6 protein-coding genes are annotated in these 9,708 nt (G+C 70.7%); 2 read left to right on the top strand and 4 right to left on the bottom strand.

All coding sequences use genetic code 11. From position 1 onward, the window contains the following. The first annotated feature begins 175 nt into the window (after positions 1-175). A complete protein-coding gene (locus ABZX92_RS43755; RefSeq protein ID WP_355571750.1) occupies positions 176-3,040 on the top strand; it encodes a BTAD domain-containing putative transcriptional regulator in 2,865 nt (954 codons plus the stop codon). Between the two features lie 407 nt (positions 3,041-3,447). Here ABZX92_RS43755 and ABZX92_RS43760 read toward each other — a convergent pair whose 3' ends face one another. The 4 genes from ABZX92_RS43760 to ABZX92_RS43775 all read right to left on the bottom strand — a co-directional run bounded on the left by ABZX92_RS43760 (position 3,448) and on the right by ABZX92_RS43775 (position 7,767). Further along, on the bottom strand, positions 3,448-4,551 hold the full coding sequence (locus tag ABZX92_RS43760) for a glycosyltransferase family 4 protein (protein ID WP_355571752.1): 1,104 nt from the start codon (positions 4,549-4,551) through the stop codon (positions 3,448-3,450). 10 nt (positions 4,552-4,561) lie between these two features. Further along, the gene (locus tag ABZX92_RS43765; RefSeq protein ID WP_355571754.1) at positions 4,562-5,329 is read right to left on the bottom strand and encodes a basic secretory protein-like protein; all 768 of its coding nucleotides are present in this window, start codon (positions 5,327-5,329) and stop codon (positions 4,562-4,564) included. A 10-nt stretch (positions 5,330-5,339) separates the two neighbouring features. Next, positions 5,340-6,347: a C40 family peptidase gene (locus ABZX92_RS43770; protein WP_355571756.1), complete on the bottom strand. Its 1,008-nt coding sequence runs from the start codon at positions 6,345-6,347 to the stop codon at positions 5,340-5,342. A gap of 76 nt (positions 6,348-6,423) precedes the next feature. Continuing rightward, complete coding sequence (locus tag ABZX92_RS43775) at positions 6,424-7,767, bottom strand: NYN domain-containing protein (RefSeq protein ID WP_355571758.1); 1,344 nt, start codon at positions 7,765-7,767, stop codon at positions 6,424-6,426. A 188-nt stretch (positions 7,768-7,955) separates the two neighbouring features. On the opposite strand from ABZX92_RS43775, the gene ABZX92_RS43780 reads away from it, so the two are divergent. After that, complete coding sequence (locus ABZX92_RS43780) at positions 7,956-9,656, top strand: DEDD exonuclease domain-containing protein (protein WP_355571760.1); 1,701 nt, start codon at positions 7,956-7,958, stop codon at positions 9,654-9,656. Positions 9,657-9,708: the final 52 nt, after the last annotated feature.

Genomic DNA, 9,708 nt, shown 5'->3' on the forward strand with positions numbered 1-9,708 from the left:
CGCAGAACCCGAGAAGTTTGTTGCCCCGGCCCCCCGACCGGGACATGTAGAAGATTGCCAAACGACGCTGACGTATCGCTGACGCGCCGATGTCACTCCGCGACAGTGCGCAACCTCGGGCGCAACTACGCTGTCCGGTACACGGGGATGATCCGGCTCGCGCGAAGGGATGGCAATGACTTCGGGTCCGCAGTTCCGGCTGCTCGGCCCGTTGGATGTGCGCTTGGACGGCACCTCGGTGGTGCTCCGGGCGGGCAAGCACAGGGCGTTGCTGGCGGCGTTGCTGCTGCGGCCGAACCGCGTAGTTCCCGTGACGGAACTGGTCGAGCACGTGTGGGGCGACACGCCGCCTGCCCGCACTCGTGGGACGTTGCAGACGTACGTGATGCGGCTGCGGGCGGCGCTGGGCGACCCGTCGCTGATCCAGACCGCCCCCGACGGCTACCGGATGCGGGTCGACCCGCTGGCCGTGGACGTGCACCGGTTCGCCGACGCGGCGGCTCGCGGACGGAGCGCTGCCGCGGCGGACGACCTGGTCACGGCGCGGAAAGCGTTTGCCGAGGCGTTGGAACTGTGGCGCGGTCCGGTGCTGTCGGACGTGCCGTCGGAGACTCTTTACGCCGAGAACGCGCCGCGGCTCACCGAGTTGTTGATGAGCGTGCACGAGCAGCGGGTCGACGTGGAGCTCGCGCTGGGCAACCACGCGGACCTGTTGCCGGAGCTGTTCGCGTTGACGCGGGACCACCCGTTGCGAGAACGGTTCTGGGCGCAGCTGATGCTCGCGCTGTACCGCAGCAGCAGGCAGGCGGAGGCGTTGGAGGCGTTCCGGCAGCTCGACCGGATCCTGGAGGAGCAGCTCGGCATCGACCCGTCCGGCGAGCTGCGGGCGTTGCACCAGGCGATCCTCGTGGGGGCGCCGTCGCTGGCCGCTCCGGTCGCCGAGCGAGAGCCGGAACGCGTGCCCGCGTCGCCGATGCGGCTGCCGGACGACATCGCGGACTTCACCGGCCGGGCCGGGCACGTGGAGCGGATCTCCGGGCTGGTCACGGGCTCGGTGCCGATCGTGACGCTGGCCGGGCAGCCGGGCGTGGGCAAGACGACGCTGGCCGTTCACGTGGCGCACCTGCTGCGGGACCGGTTTCCGGACGGACAGCTCTACGTCGACCTGCGCGGCTATTCGCTGGGGCCGCCGGCGGACGAGCTGGACGTGCTGTCGCGGTTCCTGCGGGCGCTCGGGGTGCCGCCGGACGAGATCCCGCCGGACGCGGACGAGCAGAGCACGATGCTGCGCTCGCTGGTGTCGGGCCGGCGGATGCTGCTGGTGCTGGACAACGCGTCCGCTCCCGATCAGGTGCGGCCGTTGCTGCCGGGGACCGCGTCGTGCCGGGTGATCGTGACGTCGCGGGACGACCTGCGCGGCTTGATCGCGATGAACGGCGCGCGGACGGTGCCGGTGGACGTGTTCGCTCCCGACGAGTCCGCGGCGTTGCTCGGTCAGCTGCTGGGGCCCGGTGACCACGCGGAGCTGGCGGCCCGGTGCGGGCATCTGCCGCTGGCGTTGCGGGTGGCGGCGGCGTACCTGGCGGGGCGCGGCGACGTGACGATTTCCGGTTCGCCGATCGAGCTGGCCTACGCGGCACTTCCGCCCGCGCCGCAGCGGTTGTTCCGGTTGCTGTCGCTGGTGCCCGGACCGGACTTCACCGCGGAGGCCGCCTCGGCGCTGGCCGACGTGGACGCCGAGGGCCTGCTGACGGTGCTGGAGATCGCCCAGCTCGTCGTGTCGGTCTCGCCGGGCCGTTTCCGGTTCCACGACGAGCTGGTGCGGTACGCGGCGGCGTTGCGCGAGGAGTCGGACACCCCGGCCGAGCAGCAGCTGGCCTGGACGGTCCTGCTGAACCACTACCTGCGCGGCGTCGAACGCTGCGCCGAGCTGCTCTACCCCGGCATCGTGCGGCTGCCGACGTCCTCCACCGGCCCCGCGCCCCGGATCACGACCTCCGCCGAGGCGCTGGCGTGGCTCGACGCGGAACGCCCGAACCTGACCGCCGCCATCCAGCAGGCGGCCGAGCACGGCCCGGCGCCGATGGCCTGGCAGCTGGCCGACGCGCTGCGCGGCTACCTGTGGATCGGCCAGCACGTGGGCGAATGGCTCGCGACGGCTCACCACGGCCTGCAGGCCGCTCAGGCTTCCGCTCACCGCCCGGCCGAGGCGGCCATGCACGCGAACCTCGGCACCCTCTACCTGCGGCTGGGCGAGTACGCGCTCTCGGTCGAGCATCACAACCAGGCGATCGACCTGTACCGGGAGCTGGGCGACAAGGACGCCGAGGCGAGCGTGCTGAACAACCTCAGCCTCGTGCACCGCCGCTCCGGCCAGCTGACCGAGGCGAAGGAAGCGCTGGTCCGCTGCCTGGCGATGCTGCACTCGGCCGACAGCATCAGCACCGGCCTCTACAACCTCGGCCAGCTCTCGGTGGAACTCGGTGAGATCGACGGCGCCGTCGACCACTTCTCCCAGGCCCTCGCGCTCGCCCCGAACGCCGACAGCCACACCTACCTCGGCATGGCGCTGCGCCTGCAGGGACGCCTCGGCGAGGCCCGCGACCACCTCGACCGCGCCCTGGAGATCGGCAACGTCCCGGCCGGAGAGGCCGAGACCCTCGAAAACCTGGCCGCTCTGGAACTCGCTTCCGGCAACCCCTCGGCCGCGCTGTCCCTGGCTTCGCGCGCGTTGTCGCTCGTCGCCGACGGCGGCGACCCGCAGGTGGCGACCTCAGTGCGGATCACGCTCGGCGACGTCCACCGCGCCCTGTTCGACTTCGACGCCGCTGCCGAACTCTTCGGCCAGGCACTGGCCACGGCTCGCCGCATCGGCTACGCCTCCGGCGAGGTCCGCGCGCTGATCGGACTGGCCGTGGTGTGGCGCGATCTCGACCGCCATCCTGAATCCCGGTCCGCCGCCGACGAAGCCGCACGCCGCAGCGCCGAACTGGGCCTGCGCGCCCTGGAAATCCGCGCCCGCGAACTCATACGGCCCTAACCGATATCCAATATGCAGCCCACCGCCGATATCCCATATATCACAAATGACAACGTTGTCATAGGCCGATATCCGATATATCGCACGCCTTCCGGATTCGGCACACGCAATGCACTCAACGCGCGTGGCCGCCGCGCACGTCCTGCATACAGGCGGTCGACCGCTCGCCGACCGCTCGCGCACAGCTCGCATACAGTCAGTACGCAAGCCGTGGACACGATCACCCAACCGCAATATATTGGATATCACTCAGTCTCGGCGGACACGCCATATACGGCTTGCATCCAGACCGACGAGTTTCGGTATACAACTCCCATACCATTGCCATCGCACGCATATTGGCAACGCAGGCCGCACAAATGCCGCCACGCCTGGTACGGCGTGATATATCGCGTATTGGATATCGCTCAGCCGATAAGGCCTTCGAGGCGGTGCGCGAGCTGATCCCACCTCCAGTGGTCGCTCACCCACTCACGCCCGACACGTCCCATCTTGGCGGCCATCTCGGGGTCCGCGAGCAACACCGCGATCCTTTCGGCGACGTTCTCCACGTTGAGCCCGTCGACGACGTTGCCGGTGATGCCGTCGCGAACGGTCTCCGGCGCGCCACCGGACCGTCCGGCGATCACGGGCAGCCCGGTCGCCGAGGCTTCCAGGTAGACGATGCCGAGCCCCTCGACGTCGAGGCCGCGGCCACGGGTGCGGCACGGCATCGCGAAGACGTCGCCGGCGTTGTAGTGCGCGGGCAGTTCCTCCCACGGCACCGAGCCGGTCAGCACGATGTCACGCGAGCCGGCCGCCATCTTCTCGAGCGTCCCCCGGTACGGCCCGCCGCCGACGATCAGGAGCGCCGCGTCCGGCACCGTGCGCTGGATCAGTGGCAGGGCGCGGATCAGGACGTCCTGCCCCTTGCGCGGCACGAGACGCGACACGCACACGATCACCGGCCGGTCACCCAGCCCGTACCGCTGACGAATCTCGGCCCGCGCGGCGGGATCGGGACGGTAGAGATCGGTGTCCACACCGGACGGAAGGTGCTCCAGAGCCGCCATCGGCCCGAACGCCGCCGCGAACCGCGAGCGGGTGTAGCGACTGACGTACGTCACGACGTCCACACCGGACCCGATCGCCCGCAACGCCTGCCGCGCCACCGGCAACATCGACCAGCCGACCTCGTGCCCGTGCGTACACGCCACCGCGCGGCTCAGCCCCAGCGACGGCGCCAGCAACGCGAGCGGTGCCGCCGCCCCGAACCACGCGGCCTCGCACGACTCGGCGCGGGCGATCTCGCGCGCACGCCGGAGCACATCGGGCGTCGGCAGCATCAGCGACGTCGGATGCCGCACCACGGGGAAGGGCTGCGCGGCGTCGAACTCCGCCGCACCCTTCCACTTCGGCGCGTACACGACGAGCGAGTCCGCGGGCAGCCGTGTCGCCAACGCGTGCAGGTAGGACTGGATGCCACCAGGGCGGGGCGGGAAGTCGTTGGTCACCAGCAAAGTTCGGCGCACGGAACCAACGCTATCCGATGCTCGACCGCAGGAACTCGCGCCAGCCCGCCACGTCGACCGCGCCCAGCTCCACAGCGGACCGGGACGCGTGCTGGAGGAAGAAGTCGACGACGCCCCGCTCTCCCAGCTTCGACTCCAGGTAGACCATGATCGAGTACGCCTGCTGGTAAGCCAGATCACGCCCGGCCCCGCTGAAGTCAGTCGGCAGCGCCGAGACACCGGACGTGAGCAACGGCGCGGCTTGGTGCAGCGACAGCCCGAGCCCGTGGAACGCCACCCAGTCCGCGAACCCCTCCACCAGCCACAGCGGCGCCGAGTCCGACGTCAGGTCGCGCGTCGCCACGTGCGTGATCTCGTGCCGCAGCAGCACACGCAGCTCCAGCGGAGTCAACGCCGCCGCACGCACCCGATTGAGCACCACGCGCTGCCCGGAACCGTCCCGAATCGCGATCCCGGCCATGTCCGCGAACGCCGGTCCGACGAGCGACACCAACTCGGTGTCCGAAGCCGGAATCACGACGTCGACCCGCCGCGACCAACTGATATCCAATATATTAGTGACACCGGACACCGAGTCGTCCAGCACACCCAGAGCGCGCCCAGCCAGCTCGCCATCACAGGAACTGCTGGTCACAGTGCCAGACGACGCTGTGAGCACCGCCTCTTTGCAATGAACAGTTTCCGTCGGCGGCAACTCAACGGGCCGCATTGCAACGCTCAGGCCCAGCAGGAACGTCATGGCGACCGTGATCGCCAGCAACGTCCTGAGGTGCTTCATCGGCGCAACGCTAGCCCTCGATGCGCCGAATCACCGCGATGGGCCCGATGGCGTCGATCGGCGCGATCTTCACCGGCTGCCCCTCGGTGGAGGCGTGCACGGCTCGCGTGTTGTCGACGGCCATGGCGACGTGCGACCGGCTCGAGTAGTAGACGATCAGATCGCCCGCACGGACTTCACCGCGCGTGACGACGCGTCCCACCGAAGCCTGCCCACCGGACGTGCGCGGAATGTTGAGCCCAGCGGACGCGTAGGCCTTCATCGTCAGACCGGCACAGTCCCACTGGTCGGGCCCTGTCGAGCCGTAGCGGTACTCGTCCCCGCGCTGCGCCAGCGCGAAGGCCAGTGCGAGCCCGGCCGTCCCCGCGGGCACGCTGACCGCGGACCGGTCGCCCGGATCCCGCAGCTGGTTCACGACCGGCGCGGGCAGCCGCGTCAACGCGGCACGCACCTCACCGATCTGCGCCTGCAACGCGCGGCCGCGCGCGTCGAGTTCGGCCTTCAACCGCTCCGCCGCCGCAGTGGCCTCGGCAGCGCGGGTGCGCGAGTTCTCCGCCGCCTGGTGCGCCTGGCGTGCCTTCTCGACGGCGCCCGACAGCCGGGCCAGCGAGTCGGCCTTGTCCGACGCCAGGACCCGCATCATCTCCAGGCGGTTCAGGAAGTCCTGCTGCGAGTCCGCCACGAGCAGCGCCGACAGCTGGTTGAACCGCGCGCCCTCGAACGACGCCTGGGTGATCAGGTCGACCTGGCCGCGGTAACCGTCCTCGTCGGACTTCGCCTGCCGCTCGATCTGCTGCGCCGCCGCCACATCCACCGAGGCGCGTTCGAGCTCGGCCCGGCGCAGCACCAGATCCTCCTGCGCGCGCAGGACTTCCTCGTTGAGCTTGGTCGCCTGCGCCGTCAGATCGGCGTACGCGCGCGCCGGATCAACCGGCTGCGCCGCGAACGACACGGCCGGCAGAGCACCGAAGAACAGGGCGGCAACCAGAACACCGCGGGTGAGTTTGCGCGACGACACGTCGCCGATCCCCTTCGCGAGAACAAGACCGTCAGAATCGAGCCGAAGATCGATTCTTGGTCAGGCTACCGGGTGATCAAACGCGCCCGAGACGGGCCAGCAACACCGCGGACGGCACCGGGTGCGCACCCCTGCGGCGCACCGAGTCGGCGACCGCGCGATCCGACGTCACCACCACCACAGGACGCCCCTCGGGCTCCGCGGTGACCAGCGCACGAATCACGTCATCGGCCAGCACACCGGGATCGCTGAAGAGCACGCGCACGCCCCGTGGAGCCGCCGCGGGCACAGCCACCACTCCGGCGCCGTCGAACACCAACGTCACCTCGGCACCCGTGCGCGCGGCGAGCACCGCCAGCTGATGCACGAGCCGATCACGCTGATCCGACAACGACAGCTCCGGATAACCGGTCTTCGTGACGTTGTACCCGTCCACCACCAGATGCACCGCGGGCAACGCCAGCAGCCGGTCCAGCGCCGCCGGGTCCTCCACCCGGCCAACGGTTCCCTGCGACGCACTGGCGCCTCGCACGAGGTCGGCAGGACGCGGCCCGGTGCCGCCCAACGCCAGTTCACGACGCAGACCCGTCACGGCACCGTCGAGCGTGTCCACGAGCAGCGCGAGCCGCACCTCGTCCGCCTGCCGGGCCTCCCGCGCGGACTGACGGGCCACCTCGGCGTCCGCGATCGCCCGCTGCGCCTTGCCGCGCTCGGTCTCCGCGCGTTCCCGCTCCCGGTCGCGTTCGGCGGTGAGGCGCTTGACCTCGTCGGCCGTGCGCACCCGGATCTTGTCCACCTCGGCGGCCGCGGCCTCGGCGGCGTCCTTGGCCTCGCGCAGCTTCACGCCCTGCTCACGCAACCGCTTGCGCAGGCGTTCCAGCTCGATCTCGGCATCCGCGCGGACCCGTTCGGTCGCGCCGTCGAGCTGGCTGCGCTCGGCCTTCAGCCGTTCCAGCTCGCCCTCGAGCCGTTCCGCGCGCACCACGGCGGCATCCCGCTCGGCTCGCAACGTCGCGTCGCCGACCCGTCGCGACACCAGCTCCACGTAGTGCGGCGCGACGTCGTCACCGGTCAGCACCGCCGCGGCGGCCGCCGTCACCGGGTCCGGCGACGTCACCTCCAGCGTCGACGGCCGGTTCTTGCGCAGCCACTCCACCACGGCCGTGCGGAAGTTGGCCGAGTTACGCAGGCCGGCGACGACCTGCGGTCCGCCGAGCCGAGCCCGTTTCGTCGGCGCGAACTTCGCCACCGGCCGCAGATGCTGCGGCACGTCGACCTTCGCCATCTCACCCAACGCGTCCGCGCCCAGCTCCGCCAGTCTCACCCGCAGCGGCTCCGGCAGGGCCGACCAGTCCACAGTGGACTCATCTGCGGACTCACCTGCCTCGTCGGCAGGCTGGTCGAACTCTGGCTCGGGCATCGGGTCTGGCACCCCAACAGGCTAGAGCCCCCGCGCCTGAGCAGCGCACGGACATCTCCGGCCTCCGGAACAACGATCTGGACAAGCACCCGCGAGAGCAGCACAGCCGACCCTGAACCGCAGGTCAACGCACTGACGAACGGCCGAGCGCCGAAAATTGTCAGACCCCGTCGCTACGGTCCCACATCGTGACCGGTCAACTGTCCTTCGACGAGCTCGGTACGCCCCTTCGCGACATCACGTTCGTCGTTTTCGACCTGGAGACGACGGGCGGGAGCAACGAGGAGGACGCCATCACCGAGATCGGCGCGGTGAAGATCCGGGCCGGCGAGGTGCTCGGCGAGTTCGCCACGCTCGTCGACCCGGAGCGCGGCATCCCCGTGCAGGTGGCCCAGCTGACCGGAATCACGCAGCTGATGGTCACGGGCGCGCCGAGGCTGGACACGGTGCTGCCCGCGTTCCTGGAGTTCGCGGCCGGAGCGGTGCTGGTCGCGCACAACTCCGGCTTCGACATCAGTTTCCTCAAAGCGGCCTGCGAACGGCACGGCTACCGCTGGCCGAAGCCGTCGGTCGTCTGCACGGTGAAACTCGCGCGGCGCGTGCTGAGCCGCGACGAGGCCCCGTCGTGCCGCCTGTCCGCGCTGGCCGAGCTCTTCCACACCACGACGCGGCCGACCCACCGCGCCCTCGCCGACGCCCGCGCGACCGTCGAAGTGCTGCACGGGCTGCTGGAACGCGTTGGCAACGTCGGCGTGCACTCCCTGGAAGAACTGCTGGCCTACCTCCCGGAAGTGACGCCGGAGCAACGCCGCAAGCGCTCCCTCGCGGCCCACCTGCCGTCCAAGCCGGGCGTCTACCTCTTCCGCGGCCCCAAAGAAGAGGTGCTCTACGTCGGCACGGCCTCGGACCTCCGCCGCCGAGTCCGTCAGTACTTCACCGCCAGCGAAGGCCGCCGCAGACTCCGCGAGATGGTCGCCCTCGCCGTGCGCGTGGACGCCGTCGAGTGCGCTCACCCGCTGGAAGCCGAAGTGCGCGAGTTACGCCTGCTGCGCGCCCACCGCCCCGCCTACAACCGCAGATCCAAGAACCCACACCACGCCTGGTGGCTGGTCCTGACCGACGAGGCGTTCCCACGGCTGTCGCTGGTCAGAAATCCCCGCGACGGCGCCCTGGGCCCCTTCCGCACGCGCCAGACAGCCGAGTCGGTGGCCGACGCGTTGCTCGACGCCGTCCCTCTCCGCTCCTGCACGATCAAGATCCCGGCGACGAACCAGCGCGCCTCGCCCTGCGCTCTGGCCGAGCTGGGCCGCTGCAAAGCCCCCTGCGCGGGCCGCCAGACCGTCGAGGAGTACTCCCCGGCGGTCGTCGCCGTCCAAGACCTCGTCGTCGGCCGCAGCGCCGACCCGTTGCGCACGCTCATCACCCAACTCGGCGGCCTGGCCTCGGCCGAACGCTTCGAGGAAGCCGCCCGCCGCCGCGACCGCCTGGCCGGCCTGGTCCGCTCGCTGGACCGCGCCCAGCGCCTGGCCGCCCTCGCCGCACTCCCCCAGCTCGTCGCCGCCCGCCCGGACCGCGAAGGCGGCTGGGAGTTCTCGGTCGTCCGCTACGGCCGTCTCGCCTCCGCCGGTGTCGCTCGCCGAGGCACCCGCCCGATGCCGGTCGTCGACGCCCTCGTCGCGTCGGCGGAAACCGTCATCCCCACGGCCGGTCCACTCCGCGGCGCCCCGCCCGAGGAAACCGGCGTCGTCCTCCGCTGGCTCGACCAGCCGGGCACCCGCCTCGTGTACGCGGACGAGCCCTGGTCCTCCCCCGCCGGTGCCGCCGCGGCCTGGGTGCCGTGGGCCGAGCAAGCAGCAGGCGCCCGCCCTCTCCACGACCGCTGGAACTGACCCGCCCGCACCCCGCCGATATATCAGTTATGCAAAGAACGTTTGCGGACGT

Source organism: Lentzea sp. NPDC006480, from assembly GCF_040611995.1.
Taxonomy (GTDB): domain Bacteria; phylum Actinomycetota; class Actinomycetes; order Mycobacteriales; family Pseudonocardiaceae; genus Lentzea.